The organism is Brevundimonas sp. (genome assembly GCF_013823285.1).
Classification (GTDB): Bacteria; Pseudomonadota; Alphaproteobacteria; order Caulobacterales; family Caulobacteraceae; genus Brevundimonas.
On the sequence record NZ_PNLV01000021.1, the window covers coordinates 14,744 to 32,423 of the forward strand.

The 17,680-nt window shown below is 69.1% G+C and carries 18 protein-coding genes and 1 pseudogene; 13 read left to right on the forward strand and 6 right to left on the reverse strand.

The genetic code is table 11. From position 1 onward, the window contains the following. Nucleotides 1-31: 31 nt before the first annotated feature. From C0461_RS04925 to tldD, 4 genes and pseudogenes are all read left to right on the forward strand, one after another. Entirely contained in the window at nucleotides 32-388 is a 357-nt protein-coding gene (locus C0461_RS04925) for a PadR family transcriptional regulator (RefSeq protein WP_292104455.1), read from the forward strand. Further along, a pseudogene (locus C0461_RS04930) lies at nucleotides 385-973 on the forward strand (DUF1700 domain-containing protein). Before C0461_RS04925 ends, C0461_RS04930 begins: the two are co-directional and overlap by 4 nt. Next, on the forward strand, nucleotides 970-1,701 hold the full coding sequence (locus tag C0461_RS04935; protein ID WP_292104456.1) for a DUF2807 domain-containing protein: 732 nt from the start codon (nucleotides 970-972) through the stop codon (nucleotides 1,699-1,701). Before C0461_RS04930 ends, C0461_RS04935 begins: the two are co-directional and overlap by 4 nt. Before the next feature lie 61 nt (nucleotides 1,702-1,762). Next, nucleotides 1,763-3,193, forward strand: a complete 1,431-nt coding sequence (tldD, locus tag C0461_RS04940; RefSeq protein WP_292104457.1) for a metalloprotease TldD — start codon at nucleotides 1,763-1,765, stop codon at nucleotides 3,191-3,193. Here tldD and C0461_RS04945 read toward each other — a convergent pair whose 3' ends face one another. Next, nucleotides 3,194-4,135 carry a TraB/GumN family protein gene (locus C0461_RS04945; RefSeq protein WP_292104459.1) on the reverse strand — a complete coding sequence of 314 codons (942 nt, stop codon included), beginning with the start codon at nucleotides 4,133-4,135 and terminating at the stop codon, nucleotides 3,194-3,196. 132 nt (nucleotides 4,136-4,267) lie between these two features. Between C0461_RS04945 and C0461_RS04950 the strand changes: the two genes are divergently transcribed. Continuing rightward, nucleotides 4,268-6,319, forward strand: coding sequence for a TonB-dependent receptor (locus C0461_RS04950; protein WP_292104461.1), 2,052 nt, complete (start codon nucleotides 4,268-4,270; stop codon nucleotides 6,317-6,319). A 102-nt stretch (nucleotides 6,320-6,421) separates the two neighbouring features. Here C0461_RS04950 and C0461_RS04955 read toward each other — a convergent pair whose 3' ends face one another. Together C0461_RS04955 and C0461_RS04960 are read right to left on the reverse strand one after the other, a co-directional pair. Continuing rightward, the gene (locus tag C0461_RS04955) at nucleotides 6,422-8,188 is read right to left on the reverse strand and encodes a peptide MFS transporter (RefSeq protein ID WP_292104462.1); all 1,767 of its coding nucleotides are present in this window, start codon (nucleotides 8,186-8,188) and stop codon (nucleotides 6,422-6,424) included. Between the two features lie 256 nt (nucleotides 8,189-8,444). Next, complete coding sequence (locus C0461_RS04960) at nucleotides 8,445-9,422, reverse strand: ABC transporter ATP-binding protein (RefSeq protein WP_292104464.1); 978 nt, start codon at nucleotides 9,420-9,422, stop codon at nucleotides 8,445-8,447. A gap of 119 nt (nucleotides 9,423-9,541) precedes the next feature. Between C0461_RS04960 and C0461_RS04965 the strand changes: the two genes are divergently transcribed. From C0461_RS04965 to C0461_RS04975, 3 genes are read left to right on the forward strand one after another with little or no spacing between them, the layout of a single operon-like run. Continuing rightward, nucleotides 9,542-9,781, forward strand: a complete 240-nt coding sequence (locus C0461_RS04965) for a zinc-finger domain-containing protein (RefSeq protein WP_292104466.1) — start codon at nucleotides 9,542-9,544, stop codon at nucleotides 9,779-9,781. 2 nt (nucleotides 9,782-9,783) lie between these two features. After that, nucleotides 9,784-10,224: a VOC family protein gene (locus C0461_RS04970; RefSeq protein ID WP_292104468.1), complete on the forward strand. Its 441-nt coding sequence runs from the start codon at nucleotides 9,784-9,786 to the stop codon at nucleotides 10,222-10,224. A 13-nt stretch (nucleotides 10,225-10,237) separates the two neighbouring features. After that, nucleotides 10,238-10,873: a DUF6655 family protein gene (locus C0461_RS04975; protein ID WP_292104470.1), complete on the forward strand. Its 636-nt coding sequence runs from the start codon at nucleotides 10,238-10,240 to the stop codon at nucleotides 10,871-10,873. A 4-nt stretch (nucleotides 10,874-10,877) separates the two neighbouring features. On the opposite strand, the gene C0461_RS04980 is transcribed toward C0461_RS04975, so the two are convergent. After that, the gene (locus C0461_RS04980) at nucleotides 10,878-11,849 is read right to left on the reverse strand and encodes an NAD(P)H-quinone oxidoreductase (protein WP_292104472.1); all 972 of its coding nucleotides are present in this window, start codon (nucleotides 11,847-11,849) and stop codon (nucleotides 10,878-10,880) included. A gap of 79 nt (nucleotides 11,850-11,928) precedes the next feature. Between C0461_RS04980 and C0461_RS04985 the strand changes: the two genes are divergently transcribed. Both C0461_RS04985 and C0461_RS04990 read left to right on the forward strand, forming a co-directional pair. Next, nucleotides 11,929-12,135 carry a DUF1192 domain-containing protein gene (locus C0461_RS04985; RefSeq protein WP_292104474.1) on the forward strand — a complete coding sequence of 69 codons (207 nt, stop codon included), beginning with the start codon at nucleotides 11,929-11,931 and terminating at the stop codon, nucleotides 12,133-12,135. 102 nt (nucleotides 12,136-12,237) lie between these two features. Beyond that, nucleotides 12,238-12,756 (forward strand): DUF1465 family protein, encoded by a 519-nt coding sequence (locus C0461_RS04990; protein WP_292104476.1) that lies wholly within the window; start codon nucleotides 12,238-12,240, stop codon nucleotides 12,754-12,756. A gap of 9 nt (nucleotides 12,757-12,765) precedes the next feature. On the opposite strand, the gene C0461_RS04995 is transcribed toward C0461_RS04990, so the two are convergent. Together C0461_RS04995 and rpmE are read right to left on the reverse strand one after the other, a co-directional pair. Continuing rightward, nucleotides 12,766-14,361, reverse strand: a complete 1,596-nt coding sequence (locus tag C0461_RS04995; RefSeq protein ID WP_292104478.1) for a L,D-transpeptidase family protein — start codon at nucleotides 14,359-14,361, stop codon at nucleotides 12,766-12,768. Nucleotides 14,362-14,515: 154 nt separating this feature from the next. Beyond that, complete coding sequence (rpmE, locus tag C0461_RS05000; RefSeq protein WP_021696940.1) at nucleotides 14,516-14,740, reverse strand: 50S ribosomal protein L31; 225 nt, start codon at nucleotides 14,738-14,740, stop codon at nucleotides 14,516-14,518. Nucleotides 14,741-14,887: 147 nt separating this feature from the next. Here rpmE and C0461_RS05005 point away from each other — a divergent pair, with 147 nt between their 5' ends. From C0461_RS05005 to C0461_RS05015, 3 genes are all read left to right on the forward strand, one after another. Next, nucleotides 14,888-16,729: an ABC transporter transmembrane domain-containing protein gene (locus C0461_RS05005; protein WP_292104481.1), complete on the forward strand. Its 1,842-nt coding sequence runs from the start codon at nucleotides 14,888-14,890 to the stop codon at nucleotides 16,727-16,729. Between the two features lie 89 nt (nucleotides 16,730-16,818). Beyond that, on the forward strand, nucleotides 16,819-17,031 hold the full coding sequence (locus C0461_RS05010) for a hypothetical protein (RefSeq protein WP_292104483.1): 213 nt from the start codon (nucleotides 16,819-16,821) through the stop codon (nucleotides 17,029-17,031). A gap of 39 nt (nucleotides 17,032-17,070) precedes the next feature. Then, nucleotides 17,071-17,680, forward strand: a 610-nt coding sequence (locus tag C0461_RS05015) for a CoA transferase (protein ID WP_292104485.1), incomplete at its 3' end; no start/stop codon positions are given.

Consider the following 17,680-nt stretch of genomic DNA (forward strand, 5'->3'; position numbering starts at 1 on the left):
TAGGCACTTGTCATCACACGGAGGGCCCACGGTGCCTGAAGCCATCGAGATACAGTTGAAAAAGGGGGTGCTGGCGCTGTGCGTGCTGGCGCTTCTGGAGCGGGGAGACTCCTACGCCTACGAGATCGCCAGCCACATGGCCGAGGCGGTCGATATGGGCGAGGGCACGGTCTATCCCCTGATGCGCCGGATGCAGTCCGATGGGCTGGTGGAGACCTACATGGTCGAATCCGCTTCCGGTCCCTCGCGCAAATACTATCGCCTCACCGACGCCGGGCGCGCCAGCCTGGCTTCGCAGAAGACCGAATGGGACGCCTTCGTGCGCGCCGTGAACGGCATTCTGGAGCAGGAGGCCCCACCTCAAGCCGAAACGGGAGAGACGGCATGACGCGCGTCGAATTCATGGGCCGCCTGCGCCGCGGGCTGGCCGGGCTGCCGCCGATGGCAGGAGGAGATCCTGGCCGACTACGACACCCACTTCGCCGACGGCGCCGCCGAGGGCCGCAGCGAGGCCGAGGTGGCCGCCGCCCTGGGCGATCCGGGACGGCTGGCCCGCGAGCTGAGACTGGAAGCCGGCCTCAAGCGCTGGGAGGAGGCGCGCAATCCGTCCTCTGCCGCAGCAGCGGTCATGGCCCTGGTGGGTCTGGGCGCCATCGACATCCTGATCCTTCTGCCGCTGCTGACCGGCGTGGTCAGCGCCATCGCGGGTCTCTATGTCGCGGTGATCGCCGTCTTCATCTCGGGCGGCGGCGTGCTGGTGGCCGGACCGTTCTTCGACCCGCCGGGCGGGCCGCTGTTCCCGATCCTGCTGGGTCTCGGCCTGATGGGCGCCTCGGTGACCGGCGCCGCCCTTCTGACCATCATCACCATCTGGCTGGTGAACGGCCTGGTCTGGTTCGGGCGGCTTCACTACCGCCTGATCAAGCCCGCCATCCTGCCTGAACCCAGCTACAGCGAAAGGGGGCTGTCATGATCCGCTCACTGTTCATCATCGCCGCCGCCAGCCTGGTGCTCGCCATCGTCTGTCTGGCCGGCGCCGCCGCTATCGGCGGGCAGGAGATCACCCGGAACGGCTGGAAGATCTCGGGCGACGGCTGGAGCCTGGTGGAGGGCGACTTCAACTGGGAATCCTCCAGCGAGAACATCGTCACCCGCGAGATCGCCTGGGAGGGCGGCGAGGTCCTGACCTTCGACCTGTCGGCCCGGGTCATCTATGCCCAGGGAGACGAACCCTCAATCACCGTGGCCGGCCCCGCCGGGGTCGTGGACCGCGTCACCTTCGCCGACGGCCGGTTCGATCTCGAGCAAGGGACCCGGACGGGCCGCCGGTCCCGGCCGCGCATCACCATCGTCGCCCCGGCGGTGACCCGCTTCACCCTGAACGGATCCCAGGACCTGGAGATTCGCGACTATGACCAGCCGACGCTCGCCCTGGCTGTGTCCGGCAGCGGCGACATCGAAGGCTACGGTCGCACCGACGCCCTGACCGTGACCATAGATGGATCGGGCGATGTGGACCTCAAGGGCCTGCCGTCCACCGACGCGGTCATCGAGATCAACGGCTCCGGCGACGTGGAGGCCGCGCCGTCCGGCCAGGCCGATGTGACCATCCGCGGCTCGGGCGACGTGGACCTGACCACCCGCCCCGCCCGGCTGAACAGCCAGGTCATGGGCTCGGGCCGGGTCCGCCAGGCGGACTGACGGTTCCAAGGAGCGGTCCGAAGCCCTATCTAGGGTGCAAGATGCTCTCGAAGGACCGCCCATGACCGTCGCCCCCGCCATTCCGTCCCTGCTCGACCAGTCCGGTGTCGGCGCCGAGCGCGCGCGGACCATCCTGGGCGAGGCCCTGAGCGGGGCGGACGACGGCGAACTGTTCCTGGAGCGGACCGAGAGCGAAAGCCTGGTCTTCGACGACGGACGGCTCAAGGGCGCGTCCTATGATGCAGGCGAGGGCTTCGGTCTTCGCGTGGTGGCGGGAGAGACCGCCGGGTACAGCCACGCCAACGAGATCTCCGACGCGGCCCTGAATCGCGCGGCCGACAGCGCCGCCCTGGCCAAGCGGGGCCATGCGGGGGTGACGGCGGAAGCGCCCCGCGCCACCAACCAGAAACTCTACGGCGAGGACGACCCCCTCGCCTCGCCCGCCTTCGCCGGCAAGATCGCCCTGCTGCAGGAGATCGACGCCTACGCCCGCGCCGCCGACCCGCGCGTGGTCCAGGTCTCGGCCTCCCTGTCCGGCGAGCGCCGCGACATCGAGATCCTGCGGGCCGACGGCCGCCTGCTGCGCGACGTGCGGCCCCTGGTGCGCCTGAACGTCTCCATCACCGTCGAGCGGGACGGCAAGCGCGAGTCCGCGGGCGCGGGCGCCGGCGGTCGGACCGGCTTCGAGGCCTGGATCACGCCCGAACGCTGGCGCGCCCAGACCGACGAGGCCCTGCGTCAGGCCCTGGTCAATCTGGATGCGGTGGACTGTCCGGCCGGCGAGATGGACGTGGTGCTCGGCCCCGGCTGGCCCGGCGTCCTGCTGCACGAGGCGGTGGGCCATGGCTTCGAGGGCGACTTCCACCGCAAGGGGTCTTCGGTCTTCAACGGCATGATGGGCCAGCGCGTGGCGGCGCCCGGGGTGACCGTGGTGGACGACGGCGCCATCGCCGGGCGTCGCGGCTCCCTCAGCATCGATGACGAAGGCACGCCCACGGGGCGCACGGTCCTGATCGAGGACGGCGTCATGGTCGGGCTGATGCAGGACCGGCTGTCGGCGCGCCAGCTGGGCATGGCGGCCACCGGCAACGGGCGGCGCCAGTCCTGGGCCCACACCCCCATGCCGCGCATGACCAACACCTTCATGGAGGGCGGCTCCCACTCGCTCGCGGAGATGATCGCCTCCACGAAGCGTGGCCTCTACGCCGTCAACTTCGGCGGCGGGCAGGTGGACATCACCAACGGCAAATTCGTGTTCCAGTGCACCGAGGCCTATCTGATCGAGGACGGCAGGGTCACCGCCCCGGTGCGCGGCGCCACCCTGATCGGCGACGGCGCCACGGTGATGCAGAACATCACCATGATCGGCGACGACTTCGCCTTCGATCCCGGCGTCGGCACCTGCGGCAAGGCCGGTCAGGGCGTGCCCGTGGGCATCGGCCAGCCCAGCCTGAAGATCAGCGGCCTGACGGTCGGCGGCACGGCGGTCTGATCATTCCGCCCGCCATCGCGGCCCGATGATGTCGAAGCCGCGGGCCTCCAGCATGTCCAGAACGCCGCCCGGCTCGGCCAGCAGACGCAGCTGGGCGACCGCCAGGGTGACCCCGGGCTCATCCAGAGCGGCCTCGATAGCCTCGGCCCACTGGGCCCTCAGCAGAGGGGCCACCTCCGGGTCGCCGGAGGGCCAGCACAGATTCAGCGCCTCATCCAGGGGCTCGGCCAGCACGTCGGGAACCCGCCGTGCCCGCCAGGCCTCGATCCGGCGCGCCGCGCCCTCAGGTCCCGCCTCCGCCGCCGAGACAGCCGCCCCGATGCAGGCCACATAGGTCTCGGGCGGCTGGGTGACCAGATTCTCGATCATGGCGTCGCCGCGCAGGACCCCCACCCGCCGCACCGGCACATCCGCATGGCGCGCCGCATCCGTAATGACATCGACCGCGCCTCGCGTGCGGCGGTTCTGATGCCCTGCCTTGTCGGTGATCAGGTTCAGGCCGAGCATCATCAGGCTCTGACTGCGCCACCGCTCGTTGTCGCCCTCCATCACCACCTCCAGCCGTTCCTGCACATCGGGCGGGAGATAGTCCGCCGTGGTGGTCCCGTCCGGCAGGCGCGTAATGGTCCGCGACCGCCAGATCACCCGCCCGAGGTCGGCCAGAGACGCCCGTCCGATCTGGGGGAACAGGATGCGGTCCGAACGCCGGGCCGCGTCCTCCAGCGCTTCGGGACGCCAGGACAGATCGCGCGGCACGCCGCTGATCGCGCCGACCAGGATCAGGGAGCCGTCGCCGACCGTGATCTCCCAGATGGGCGCGTCGGCGCGCCGGGCGGTGATCACGACTTCCTCGACGGCGGACGCCTCGACGGCCTGGGCTGCGGCCTGTGACGGGACGACTGAAATCGCCAGCATCAACACAAGACATATTCTGATCATCATGGCGAACCCCTGGCCGGCTGATTACGTCGCTGTAATCATGTGTCGATAATTTAATCTACATTTCAATGATGTAACTGGTCCGTTCAGGTGTGTGTCAGGCACACATCCTCTCGAAAGTATTGGGAGGATATCATGCGTTCCACGCTTCTGGCGGCCACATCCGCCTTCGCCCTGGCCCTGACGGCTGTGTCGCCGGTCCTGGCCCAGGAGGCGCCGGCCCCGGCCGCGCCGGCGCCCCAGGCGGGGAACGGTCGCCAGATCCTGACCTTCACCCCCGACTTTTTCGCCGGCCAAAGCCCCAACACCGCCCTGGACATGGTCAACCGGGTTCCAGGCTTCAGCCTGGATGATGGCGACGGCAGCCGGGGCTTTGAGGGCGCGGTGGGCAATGTGCTCATCAATGGCTCGCGACCCGCCTCCAAGAACGACCGGGGGTCGTCCGTCCTCTCCCGCACCCTGGCCGCGCAAGTGGTGCGCATCGAGCTGATCCGGGGCGGCGCGCCGGGCATCGACATGCAGGGCTATCCGGTGGTGGTGAACGTCATCACCTCCCGCGAAAGCAGCCGCGAACACATCCTGAGCGTCAACGCCACCCTGTTCGACGGGGGCCAGGACCTCTTCGGCGGCAGCTACCAGTTCACGGCGCGCGAGGGCGAGCGGACCTGGGGCGTGACCCTCTCGGACGGCATCAGCATGAGCGATTCCAACGGGATCGGCCCATCCGTGACCCGCGCCTCTGACGGGACCGTGCTGAGAGCCGAGGATTTCTACAACGACGGCTACGGCGGGGGCACGTCCATCCGCGGCAACTACGGATCGCCGATGCTGGGCGGCAAGGTCGACCTGACCGCCCGCTACGGGATCAACGACTGGCATTCGGTCACCCGGCTCACCGCGCCCGGGTCGCGCCGTGAAAGCCGCTATGACAATGACGGCTCATCGGGCGAGTTCGGGGTGGTCTACACCCGGCCCCTCGGTGAGGGGCTGAGCGTCGAAAGCCGCTTCATCCATGAGTTCTCCGACTTCGACAGCGTGTCGACCTACAACGCCGACACGGGCTCCGGCCCCGCGCCCGAGCAGAGGTTCGAGTCCCTGGGCGACGCCTCCGAGACCATCCTGCGCAGCCTGGTTCGCTGGGAGCGCAGCGAGACCCTGACCTTCGAGGGCGGCGGCGAGGTGGCCTACAACCGGCTCGACACCACCCAGGCCTTCTCCGTCGGCGGCGCGCCTGTGCCCCTGCCCTCGGCCTCGGTGACTGTGGAGGAGACGCGCGGCGAGCTGTTCGGAAAGAGCACCTGGCGCATGACGCCGGACCTGTCGCTGGAGGGCGGCCTGCGGCTGGAGGCCTCCACCATCAGCCAGACCGGCGACGCGCAGCACGAGGAATCCTTCTACTTCGCCAAGCCCCGTCTGCAGCTGACCTGGACCCCCATGGCCGACAATCAGCTGCGCCTGCGTTTCGAGCGGGAGGTGGGCCAGCTGGATTTCGGCGACTTCGCCGCCAGCGCCGAGCTCAGCGACCAGAATGTGCTGGGCGGCAACGTCGACCTGCAGCCGGAGGAGCGCTGGATCAGCGAGATCACCTATGAGCGCCGCTTCTGGGGCGACGGCGTGGTCAGCATCGGCTACCGCCATGACGAGATCGCCAATGTCATCGACCGCATCCCGCTGGACGGCGGCCTGTCGGCGGTGGGCAATATCGGCGACGCCACCCTGGACCGGCTGTCGGTCAATCTGACCATCCCCACCGACCGCCTGGGAATCAGTGGCGGACAGTTCGGCTTCCGCAACGACTGGAACTCCACCGAGGTCACCGATCCGACCACCGGCGAGACCCGCCCCATCTCCGGGGTGCGCGCGCGCCAGGCGGTGGTGTCCTTCACCCAGGACATCCCCAGCTGGAAGCTGAACTGGAATGTGGCGTGGATCCCGCGCCTGGGTCAGTCCACCTTTGATCCGGACCAGACCCTGAGCTGGCGCGGCGAGGACTATTTCGAACTGGCCGCCGAGTACAAGCCGACCCCGACCCTGTCGATCCGGGCGCAGCTGAACATCTGGAACGACTTCCTGGTGGAGCGCACCGTCTACGCCGACCGCGCCCCGCCCCGGCCGATCGACTTCGTCGAAACCCGCGACATCGACCCGCGCACCTTCATGTCGATCCGGCTGAGGAAGACGTTCTAGCCGCACGGTCCTCTGGCGGGCGCGTCCGTCCCTGCCGCCCGCAAGAGAAAAGGCCCCGGGAGCGATCCCGGGGCCTTCGTCTTTCTGGATCCGGCCGCGTCCCTACCGGACTCCGGCCATGCCCTTCTTGAGAAGGGGTGAAGCAAGCAGCAGCAGCACCCCAACCCCGACGCCCGTCCAGCCGATGGTCCCGAAGATCGAGCCATAGGTCTCCAGAGCGAGGGCGCGGTTGGTCACCACGCCGGCGACGGTGTCGGTCGCTGTCGCCTGCGCAATCATGCCGGCCACGATGTGCGCCACCGAGGACGACAGGAACCAGACACCCATCATCAGCCCCACGACCCGGTCGACCGACAGCTTGGTGATCATCGACAGGCCCACCGGGGACAGGCAGAGCTCGCCCATGGTGTGCAGGAAGTAGGTGAAGAACAGGAACATCAGCGGCACCCGGAAGTCCATGTTGAAGGCATTGGCCGCAGCCCACGCCAGCAACAGGAAGCCGGCGCCGACCAGCATCAGGCCCATGGAGAACTTGACCGGAGTCGAGGGCTCCATGTTGCGCCGGGCCAGCCACACCCACAGCGCCGCGAACATCGGTCCGAAGATCACGATGATCGCCGGGTTGAACATCTGCGTGTACCCGACGTTGAACCACCCCGGCATCTCCGTGGACTGGTCCGCGAACAGGGTGAGGGACGAGCCCGCCTGTTCGAACAGCGCCCAGAACAGGACCGAGAAGAAGATCAGCACCTGGGCGACCAGCATGCGGCTGCGCTCGGCGCCCTGCAGCTTCACGACGGTGTAGCCGACGACGGCCACGAAGATCAGGCCCGCAGCCCAGGGCAGGACGGCCGAGATGAGTTCGTGACGCTGCAGCAGGAGCCAGGTCGGGAATACGGCGATCAGGCCCCCGATCCAGAAGACCGCTTCAAGGGGAACGCCGAGGACGCGCGTGCCGGCCAATTTCTCCGGGTTCGGCGGGCCGCCCCGGCCCTCGAGCCACGGCTTGCCCAGGATAAAGGTGGCCAGACCCAGCAACATGCCGAAGCCGGCTAGACCGAAACCGTACGCCCAGCCATAGGTGAACCCGAGATAGGAGCACAGCCCCGTGGCCAGAACGGCGCCAAGGTTGATGCCGACGTAGAAAAGCGTGAAGCCCGCATCACGACGGGGATCGTTCTTTTCATAGAGCGAGCCCACCACCGTCGAGATGTTCGCCTTCAGAAATCCGACGCCGACGATGATCAGCGAAAGGGCCAGGAAGAGCGTCGGCTCGCCGAATCCGGTGTCGCGGGTCGTCTCCAGACTGTAGTCGCCCGAAGCGACGAAGGCCGGGAAACCGGCGGCCGCCGCCTGCGGTGTGGCCGGAACCGGAGAGTCGGCGGCGGCGGCCGGCGGCGTGCCGAGGCTCTCTCCCACCGTCGGGGCGGCGACATCGGCGGCCGCAGCCGCAGCAGGTTCCGCCCCAACAGTGGAAATACCCTCGGCCGTGATGCGGATTTCGACGCGCTCGTCGCCGACGACAGCGAACTGACGCCGGTCGGTGTCACGGCCCTGGACCTCCACCTGATAGGATTGGTCACCGATGATGATCTGGTCACGACCCCCCTGGCCCTCGAAGGCCATGGTGAAGTGACCGAGCACCAGAAGTACGGCGCCGATCATCACGGCCTTGCGCTGGCCCAGATATTTGTCGGCGATCATGCCGCCGACGACCGGCATCAAATAGACCAGAGCGCCGTAGGCGGCGTAGATGCCTGCGGCCTCGGCTGGACCGAACAGGAAGTGCTGGACCAGGTAGATGGTCAGCATGGCGCGCATTCCGTAGAAGGAGAAGCGCTCCCACATCTCGGTCAGGAAAAGGATCACCAGCCCCCGCGGGTGTCCCAGGAATTCTTTACGGGGCGCCGAAAGCGCGCCTCCCCCATCCGTCGTGCTCAACGGCGTAGCTCCCTAAGCCTCGCGCCGACATGGCGCGCGAAAGCGCATAACGAGCACGGTCGCGATTGCGTCACAAGAGGCTGTGCGGAATCGGGACAGGGTGATCAGTGATCGGTCAGAGCCTGATCGGCCGGGACTGAATCGCGAAGCGATTCAGTGGATGCCGTGAATCAGGCTCCTGCATCTAGTCCCGGGTAGGGTCGGGCTGGTCGGCGTCGCCGTAGGTCAGGGACAGGAAGACATCCTCCAGATCCGGATCCTCGGTGGCGATGTCGCGGATGGCCACGCCCGCCTTGCGCACGGCCGCCAGCACCTGCTCGACGCTGGATTCACCGGTGCGGTAGGTGACCGCGAATGCGCCGTTGGGCCGCCCCTTCACCTCGAAACCCTTCAGCGTCGGCGCGGTCGCGGAAGGATCGACCGGCGTCACCACCACATTGCGGGTGTCCAGCCGCGTCAGCAGCTGCGCCGTCGGCTCGCACGCCACCACCCGGCCCCGGTTGACGATGGCGATGGTGTCGCACAGCTCCTGGGCCTCCTCCAGATAGTGGGTGGTCAGCAGGATGGTCACGCCCTCGGCGTTGATCCGGCGCACATACTCCCAGAGCTGGCGGCGCAGCTCCACGTCCACCCCGGCGGTGGGTTCGTCCAGGATCAGGATGGGCGGATTGTGCACCAGGGCCTTGGCCACCATCAGTCGCCGTTTCATGCCGCCCGACAGCGCGCGCACGTAGGCGTTGGCCTTGTCCGACAGACCCAGCGCCGCCAGCAGCTCGTCCGAGCGCCGCTCGTTCGCCGGCACGCCGTAGAATCCGGCCTGCACCTCCAGGGCCTCGCGGGGGGTGAAGAACACATCCGCCACGATCTCTTGCGGCACCACGCCCAGGGCCGCGCGGGCGTCGCGGGGCCGCTCGTCAATGTCGCGGCCCCAGATGGAGACCGTCCCGCCCGATTTCTTCACCACCCCGGCCAGGATGTTGATCAGGGTGGACTTGCCCGCCCCGTTCGGTCCCAGCAGGCCGAACATGGACCCGCGCGGCACCACCAGGTCGACGCCGTGCAGCGCCGTCTTGGGCGGCGACTTGCGGCTTCCGGCGTAGGTCTTCTCAAGCCCCCGAACCTCGATGGCGTTGTCAGGCAGGGCGTCGCTGGTCTGGGTCATGAAGGCTTCGGTTCGGTATGGAGGGACGCGGTCGTTAGCGTTCGCGTAAAATTGACGGCGTAAGGCGTGGGCCGTAGGTATGCCGCCTTCCTCCCCACGCCAAGGTCATGAGCCCGATTATGCCGCCGCGCCACCCCGACATCGCCGTTCCGCCCCCCGAGGAGATCGTGGTGACCTCAAAGCGCGTGGCCTGTGACGGCGGCGGCGGGGCGCTCGGCCATCCGCTGGTCTACATGGACATGGGCGACGAGGACTTCGTGGAGTGCGGCTATTGCGACCGCCGCTTCGTCCTGGCCGCCCACCCTGTCCCCGAAAACGAGTATCTGGACCCGGCGCCGCGTCACGGCGAGGCGCACTGAACATGCGCTATCTGCACACCATGGTCCGGGTGAAGGATCTGGACGCCTCGCTGCGCTTTTATCGCGACCTGCTGGGTCTCGAGGAAGTCCGGCGCGTGGAGAACGAGAAGGGCCGCTTCACCCTCGTCTTCCTCGCCGCGCCGAAGGACCGGACGCGCTCGGCCGCCGAACGCTCGCCCGAGCTGGAGCTGACCGTCAACTGGGACCTGGAGGACTATGCTGGCGGCCGCAATTTCGGCCACCTGGCCTACAAGGTCGACGACGTCTATGCGGCCTGTCAGCGGCTGATGGACGGGGGCGTCGTCATCAACCGCCCCCCGCGCGACGGCAACATGGCCTTCGTCCGTTCGCCGGACGGCATCTCCATCGAGCTGCTGCAGGAAGGCGAGCCCCTGGCGCCCGCCGAACCCTGGGCCTCCATGCCCAATACGGGCAGCTGGTGATGCCCTGCCCGCAATGACGCGACCGGTCCTCCCCAGCCGCACCGCGCCGATCCTCGCCGTCCTCCTCGCGACGGCGCTGACGGCCGCTTGCGCCTCCACCACCGAGACCAATCCCTCGCGCACGGCGACCGAACAGTTGCTGGTGGCGCGGGCGGCTGACCGGGCGGTGGAGGATCTGACCCTGCCGATCCCCGACGGCTCCGTCGTGTTCGTGGACGAAACCTATTTCCGCGCCGAGGCGTCCCCCTACGCCATCAGCGCCATCCGGGCCGCCCTCTCGGAGGCCGGCTACGCCCTGGCCCGCAACCGCGACCAGGCCGACGTGATCTTCGAGGTCCGCGCCGGCGCCCTGTCGCTGGAGCAGATGCGCCGCCTTCTGGGCGTTCCGGCCATGAGCGTGCCCCTGTCCGACTACCGGGTGGTGTCCTTCCCGGAGCTGTCGCTCTACAGCCGCCGCGACCGCACCGGCGTCGCGGAGTTCTCCGGCTTCGTCTACCGGGCCGAGGACGGGGCCCCTATCGCCGCCGTCGCGCCCATGATCGGCCAGTACACCATCCGCAGTCACCGTCTGCTGATGATGATGACCTGGGGCCAGCAGTACGCCGAACCGGGCGAACAGGACCCCGGCGAAAGCTGGTGGGAGTTCTAGGCCGTCAGATCGTCAGAACCACCTTGCCGGTGTGTGACCCGGACTCCAGATGCCGGTGCGCCGCCGCCGCGTCGTCCAGCGGAAAGATCCTGTCCACGATCGGCCTGACGCGCCCCTCCGCCACCCACGGCCAGAGCGTGGTTTCAACCGCCTCGGCCAGCCGGGCCTTCTCGTCGGCGTGGCGCGCCCTGAGCGTGGATCCGGTCAGGGTCAGCCGGCCGCGCATCAGGCGGGACAGGTCCACCTGGGCCAGGTTCCCCGACTGGAAGGCGATCACCACCCAGCGGCCGCCGGGCTTCAGCGTCTTCAGGTTCTGCTCCGCATAGGCGGCGCCCACCATGTCCAGCACCACGTCCGCCCCGCCCGCCTCCTGGACCGCCTCGAGGAACCGGCCGTCCGAGGCGTCGATGGAGACGTCGGCGCCCAGATCCCGGGCCGCTTTCGCCTTGTCGGCGCCGCGCGAGGTGGCGATGACCCGCGCGCCCGCCGCCCTGGCCGCCTGGATCGCCATCACGCCGATGCCCGAGGTGGCGCCGTGGACCAGCAGGGTCTCGCCTGCCTTGAGGCGCCCGTCCTCGAACACATTGGTGAAGACCGTGAAGGCGGTTTCGGGCAGGGCGGCGGCCTGGACGAAATCGAGCCCGGCGGGAACGGGCAGAACATGACGCGCATCGACGACCGCGTATTCCGCATAGCCGCCGCCCCCCAGAAGGGCGCAGACCCGGTCGCCGGCCCGCCAGCGCATCACGTCCGCCCCGATCGCCTCGATCTCTCCGGCCGCCTCCAGACCGAGGATGTCGGATGCGCCCTCGGGCGGTGGGTACAGGCCCTTGCGCTGAAGGATGTCGGGGCGGTTCACCCCGGCGGCCCGCACGCGGATCCGGACCTGTCCCGGGCCCGGTTCGGGCGTGGGCCGCTCGCCGACGACCAGCGCCTCCGCCTCGCCCGCGCCGTCCCTGATCTCGATCACGCGCATGCATGCTCCCTTGCAATCCCGAGCGCCCCGGCGCTTTCTTAGGCGGTCAGGGGATGAGCGCAAGGCGAGGGACGCGGCGATGGTTTTCGATGATCTTGACCCCAGGCCGGCCCGGGGTGCGGCTGTGGCGGCCCTGGGCCGCGAGGACCTCGACCTTTATTCCGTGGAGGAGCTCGACGAGCGCATCGAGGGGCTGAAAGTCGAGATCGCCCGCTGTGAACGGGCGCGCGCCGGCAAGCAGTCGCAAAAGAGCGCCGCCGACGCCCTGTTCAGCTTCAAGTCCTGAAATCGGACCGCCGGGACGGTCTTTATTGGCACATGGGTTGCAAAGCAGGCCCGGAGGGCGCCAGCATGGGCGCCGGAATCGGGCGCCGGCCGGGAAGTGTGCATGTCTGAGTTGACCGCCGAGAACGCCGTGACAGGCGCCGCCGCACAGGGCGGATCCGTGGGCGATTTTTCGCGCTCTGAGCTGTTCGACCGCACCTTCCAGGAAGGCATGGAGCTGGTGGAGGACACCGCCGCCTATCTGGACGGGGACGGACGACGTGAATCCAAGCTCCTGTCCCGCTCCGCGGCCCTGGCCTATGCGGCCGAGAGCATGAAGCTGACCACGCGCCTGATGCAGGTCGCGTCCTGGCTGCTGGTTCAGCGGGCCGTCCGTGAGGGCGACATGACGCCCCAGGCGGCGGGCGAGCGCCGGCACCGGCTGGCGGAGCGCCGGATCGAGAGCGCCCCGACCCACGCGGAGCTGCCCATCGCCCTGGTGGAGTATCTGGTCCGGTCCGAGAAGCTCTACGACCGGGTGCTGTATCTGGACCGGCGCATGTATGGCGAAGACGCCGTCACGATCGGACCAAACCCCGTCCAGAACCAGATCGACCGCCTCGCCGCCGCTTTCGGCGGCTGAACCCGGGTCCTACGGACCCACGTCCTCCTCGTCCGGCCGGGCGGCCGCGACCGGCTGCGGCAGGCTGAGGTGGATGCCCAGGGCCTCGGCCAGACGGGCGTCGCGGTTGTAGACGTCCTCGCGGAACGCCACCCGTCCCTGACCGTCCACGAAGGCGGTCCAGTACAGCAGGCGCACGCTGATTTCGCGGCCTGTCTCCACCCGCTGGGTGCGGCGGCTGTCCAGTGCGGTGTCGAACTGGTTCAGCCGCGAGGGATCCGGGGACAGCAGCAGGCGCGCGAAATCCACCGCATTCTGCACCCGCACGCAGCCGTGGCTCCGATGCCGGAAGGCGCTGTTGAAGGCGGCCTTGGACGGGGTGTCGTGCAGGAAGATGGCGTGGCTGTCGCGCAGTTCGAACTTCACAAAGCCCAGGGCCGCATTGGGCCCGGCGCGCTGGACCACATTGCCCGCCGGTGCGATGTACATGTTCTGGGACGCCAGATAGGCCGGGCCGCGCGGCAGGATTTCGTTCCTGGCGATGGAGGCCGGCACATACCAGGGCGGATTGGCCACCACCGAGGCGAAGGGCTTCTCCAGGCTGGGCGTCTGGTTGTTGGCGGTGCCGACCACGACGCGGTTGGAGTGCACCGGGCGGTCGTCCTTCCAGTAGACCATGATGGCCGCCGCGGTGTTCACCTCGATGCGCTCGGGCGACAGTTCGCGCTTGAGCCAGCGGCGGCGCTCCAGATTCAGGGCGATCTGGCGGGCCCGGTCCTCGGCCGAAGCCGACAGGGACCGCTGGGTCGCCGGGCCGATGCGCCCGTCCACCCCCAGGCCATGGCGCAGCTGGAAGCCGCGCACCGCTTCGACCAGCTCGGGACCGTAGACATCGCCGTTGAGGGCCACGGCGCGGTCCGCCCGGGCGTCCAGATCGCCCTCGGCCACCAGACGGGCGCGCAGGGCGGCGATGCGGCGGTCGGCGGCGCCGGGTTCGATGGTGCCCCCCTGCGTGAACGCAGGCCAGCCGCCGGTCTCGCGGATCAGGCGGCGATAGCGGACATAGCCCGCCGACAGATTGGTGTAGCCGATGTCCGTGGGGGCCAGGCCCTCGAACCAGTCCAGAAGGCGGTCCCGCGCCACGGCGTCGTGCAGGCCGCCGGCCAGATCGACCCGGTTCTTCTGCATCTCCCAGAGGTTCTCGACCGTCTCGGGGCGCACCGCGCCTTCGGCCAGAACCCGGGCGTATCCGAGCGCTGCGATGGAGGTGCGGATATCGGCGCTGGCCGGATCGGCGGCCAGGCCGGCGAAGTCGAAATGGTCCGCGCCGGACAGGCCGTGACGCTCTGACCGCTCGGCCACCTGGCCCAGGGTGCGCATGCGCGGCGCCGTCCAGATCGGCCGCCAGCCGGCCATCTCGTAAAGCCGGCGCAGTTCCGGCTGAAGCGCGGCGGGCGCGCGGGTCAGCTGGACGTTGAAGCTGTCATAGAAGGCGCGCGCGTCAGGGTCCTGCGGCGGCTGGGGCTGAACCGCCCCGCCCGGCCCGGTCCCATAGGGCGTCTGGGCCTGAACGGCCGAAGCCAGGGCCGAGGCGGCCGCCGCCAGGGTCAATTGCCGTCGATTCATCACCATCAAGAGCCCAGTCCAGTCCGGCGCCGTCCGCCGGGACGCCCCCATTTATTCCAACACTCCAAGCTTACCGGCGTTCCGGCCAAACAAAAAGCGCCGGTCGGCTGACCGGCGCCCTTGTTGGTTGCGGCTGTGGCCCGAAGGCCGCGCCTTACTTCTTGAGGAAGCCGCCGTACTTGTTGGTGAAGCGCGAAACGCGGCCGCCGCGGTCCAGCAGGGTCTGGTTGCCGCCGGTCCAGGCCGGGTGGGTGGACGGATCGATGTCCAGGTTCAGGGTCGCGCCTTCCTTGCCGTAGGTCGAGCGCGTCTGATAGGTGGTCCCGTCGGTCATCACCACGGTGATGAAGTGATAGTCGGGATGGGTGTCCTTTTTCATCGGTCCGGCGTGTCCTGATTAGCGCCCCGTGACTGGGTCGGGACGATACCGACCGTCCGCGCGCAGAAAATGGAAACCCGCCGGAAGCCCCGGCGGGAGAGGGGCGGCGTTTACACCCATGGGCCTTCTGAGGCAAGAGGCGCGGCCATGACCGCCACGCCGCCGCCGTCCCGCGCCGACCTCGACCGCCCCAGCCCGGGCGCGGTTCTGGCCGAATCCATGATCGAAGCCGCCGAGCGACGCGGACGGCGGCGCGACGTTCGTCCCCTGGGGCGGCTTCTGCCGTTCCTGGTGCGCCACAAGGGCAGCGCCCTGATCGCCGGATTCTGGCTGGCGGTTTCCACCATGGCCTCGCTGGGCCTGACCATCACCGCGCGGGGGGCCATCGACAACGGCTTCGCCCAGGGCGGCGCGGACCTGGACGTCTGGTTCCTGGTGCTGGGCGCCAATGCGGTGGGTCTGGGGCTGGCCACGGCCCTGCGCTATTTCTACGTCACCAAGACCGGCGAGCGCATGATCGCCGACCTGCGGCAGGCCCTGTTCGGCCGCATCCTGCGGCTGGATCCCGCCTTCTTCACCCACATGCGCACCGGCGAGGTGCTGTCTCGCCTGACCACCGACATCCAGATGGTGGACTCGCTTCTGACCACCTCGGTCTCCTATGCGCTCAGGAATGTGCTGACCCTGATCGGGGCGACCATCCTGCTGCTCATCGTCAGTCCCAAGCTGACCGGCATGGTCATGCTGATCACGCCGCTTCTGCTCGGCCCGCTGTTCCTGTTCGGCCGCAAGGTCCGGGCCCTGACCGTGGAGTCCCAGGACCGGTTCGCCGGCGCCGTGGGCTTCGCGGGCGAGAGCGTCGACGCCATCGAGACGGTCCAGGCGTTCGGCCGCGAGGCGTCAGCCCGTTCCCGCTTCGACGGCGCCGTGGAATCCGCCTTCGCCGCCTCCCTGCGGCGCATGAACGCCCGCGCCTGGATGACGGCCCTGGTCATCGTGGTCATGTTCGGCGGGGTCAGCCTGGTCCTGTGGCTCGGCGCGCGCGACGTGGTGGCGGGGGTCATGACGCCCGGCGCGCTGTTGCAGTTCGTTCTGTTGTCCGTGTTCGCCGCCGGGGCCGTGGGCGCCCTGGGCGAAAGCTGGGGCGACGTTCAGAAGGCCGCCGGCGCCATGGACCGCATCGACGAACTGATGAAGGCCGAGCCCTCCATCGCCGCGCCGGCGCAGCCCTCCCCCCTGCCCGATCCGCCGCGCGGCGAGGTCGCCATGAGCGGCGTCTCCTTCGCCTATCCGGGACGGCCGGATCTGCCGGCCCTGAACGGCTTCGACCTGACGGTGCGTCCCGGAGAGACCGTAGCCCTTGTGGGCCCCTCGGGCGCCGGCAAGTCCACCGTGTTCCGCCTGCTGCTGCGTTTCTACGATCCGCAGACCGGGACCGTGCGGGTCGACGGGGTTGATGTGCGCGAGGCCGATCCCGGCGCGGTGCGCGAGCGCTTCGCCTGGGTCTCGCAGGAAGCGCCCCTGTTCTCGGAGTCCGCACTCGAGAACATCCGTTTCGGCCGCGAGGACGTGCGTCTGGAGGAGGCCCGCGACGCCGCTGAACGGGCCCAGGCCCTGGCCTTTCTGGACGCCTTGCCGGAGGGCTTCGACACGCCGCTGGGCGAGCGGGGCCGCTCCCTCTCCGGCGGCCAGCGCCAGCGCCTGGCCATCGCCCGCGCCCTGGTCCGCCGCGCGCCCATCCTGCTGCTGGATGAGGCCACCAGCGCCCTGGACGCCGAGAACGAGCGTCTGGTCCAGGCCGCCCTGGATCAGGCCATGGAGGACCGCACCACCCTGGTCATCGCCCACCGCCTGGCCACGGTCCTGCGCGCGGACCGCATCGTGGTCATGGACGAGGGCAAGGTGGTGGAGGAGGGGACCCACGCCGAGCTGATGGCGCAACGGGGCCTGTACGCCCGTTTGGCGGACCTGCAGTTCCGCACCCGGTGAGGCGGCGCCCGGAACATGGTATCATGGGCTTCGGATGAACCGCCGCCTCCGCGACGTGTTTGAGCCGTATGATAATTCGGGAGACTGACATGCGCATCGCGTTGCTTGCTCTGGTCCTGACGCCGCTGGCCGCCTGCGCCGCCGGCGCCACCGGCGACCGCTACAATGACGAACTGGACCGCCTCAGCCAGGCTTGCCAGGACCGCGGGGGAATCCTCACCCCCTCAGGCTCCCAGAGCGGGCGGCCCAACACCGACTACATCTGCGAGATTCGCGGCGGCGGCGGACTGACCAGGGACTGAGCCCTTCACGCCGCCTCGGGCGCGGACTAGACCGGGGTCATGACCGGATCCGCCCCTGCTTCCTCCGCGCCCCTCGCCGACGTTCGAGTTCTCGACCTGTCCCGGGTCCTGGCCGGCCCCTGGGCCACCCAGCTGCTGGCCGATCTGGGCGCCGAGGTGATCAAGATCGAGCGGCCGGGGGCGGGCGACGACACCCGCCACTGGGGCCCGCCCTTCACTACCCGCACCGACGGATCGCCGGGCGACGCCGCCTATTTCCTCTGCGCCAACCGGGGCAAGCAGTCGGTGGCCCTGGACATCGCCAGCCCCGGAGGCGCGGCCCTCATTCGCCGCATGGCCGCCGACGCCGACGTGCTGGTCGAGAATTTCAAGACCGGCGGCCTGAAGAAGTACGGCCTGGATTTCGACAGCCTGAAGGCCGTCAATCCGCGACTGATCTACTGTTCCATCACCGGCTTCGGCCAGACCGGACCGCGCGCCCGTCAGGCGGGCTATGACTACATGATCCAGGCCATGGGCGGCCTGATGTCCATCACCGGCCAGCCGGACGGCGCGCCGGGCGCCGAGCCCATGAAGGCGGGCGTGGCGGTGGCCGACCTGTTCACCGGCCTGTACGCCTCGAACGCCATCCTGGCGGCCCTGTACGGGG